The 1,279-nt window shown below is 50.5% G+C and carries 2 protein-coding genes; both read left to right on the forward strand.

The window, feature by feature from the left end; all coding sequences use genetic code 11:
* Positions 1 to 889, forward strand: an 889-nt coding sequence (gene ilvE / locus R7P67_RS24855) for a branched-chain-amino-acid transaminase (RefSeq protein WP_318086323.1), incomplete at its 5' end; no start/stop codon positions are given.
* 14 nt (positions 890 to 903) lie between these two features.
* On the forward strand, positions 904 to 1,279 hold a 376-nt coding region (locus tag R7P67_RS24860), incomplete at its 3' end, for a dihydroxy-acid dehydratase (protein ID WP_318086324.1).

Here is a 1,279-nt window from a genome sequence, read left to right on the forward strand (position 1 = left end):
ATGGGCAGAGGCGAACGTGCACGTTCTCACTCACGCCATGCATTACGGCACCTCGGTATTTGAAGGGGTACGCTGCTACAACACACCAAAAGGCCCAATTGTCTTCCGTCACCGTGAACATGCACAGCGTTTAAAAGATTCCGCCAAAATTTACCGCTTCCCTATTCCATACTCTGTTGAAGAAATCATGGAAGCAACGCGTGAAACTCTGCGTCAAAACAAACTCGACAGCGCTTACATTCGTCCATTGGGATTTGTGGGCAATGTCGGTTTAGGTGTGTGTCCTCCAGTAGGCACCGAAATGGAGCTGATCATCGCGGCGTTCCCATGGGGCTCGTACCTTGGTGAAGAAGCACTAGAAAAAGGCGTGGATGCGATGATTTCAAGCTGGAATCGCGCGGCACCTAACACCATCCCTACCGCAGCAAAAGCGGGTGGTAACTACCTTTCTTCACTACTCGTTGGTGGTGAAGCACGTCGTCATGGTTACGACGAAGGTATCGCACTGAGTGTTGACGGTTACTTGTCAGAAGGCGCGGGCGAGAACATCTTTGTCATCAAAGATCGCGTGATCACCACACCACCAGCAACCAGCGCTATCCTACCGGGCATCACTCGTGACTCGATCATGACCATTGCTCGCGATAAAGGTTACGAAGTCCGTGAAGCTAACATTGCCCGCGAAGCGCTATACCTTGCGGATGAAGTATTCATGACCGGTACCGCAGCAGAAGTTGTGCCTGTGGCAACTATCGACAAAATTGAAGTGGGCAGCGGTAAACGCGGTCCGATTACCAAAGAATTGCAAGAAGCCTACTTTGGCCTATTTAACGGCACCACGGAAGATAAGTGGGGCTGGTTAGACTATGTGTACCCAGAGCAGCAGTAAGAAGGATTTAAGAAATGCCAAAATATAGATCAGCAACCACCACACATGGTCGTAACATGGCGGGAGCTCGTGCGCTCTGGCGTGCAACCGGTGTAAAAGACGAAGATTTCGGTAAGCCAATCATCGCCGTGGTGAACTCATTCACTCAGTTCGTACCAGGCCACGTACACCTTAAAGATTTGGGCCAACTTGTTGCTCAAGAGATTGAAGCGGCAGGCGGCATCGCAAAAGAATTCAATACCATCGCCGTCGATGATGGCATCGCAATGGGTCACGGCGGCATGCTTTACTCGTTGCCATCACGTGAACTGATTGCCGACTCGGTCGAATACATGGTTAATGCGCACTGTGCAGATGCCATGGTGTGTATATCTAACTGTGACAAAATCA

It is taken from the genome of Vibrio sp. Vb0937 (genome assembly GCF_033338855.1).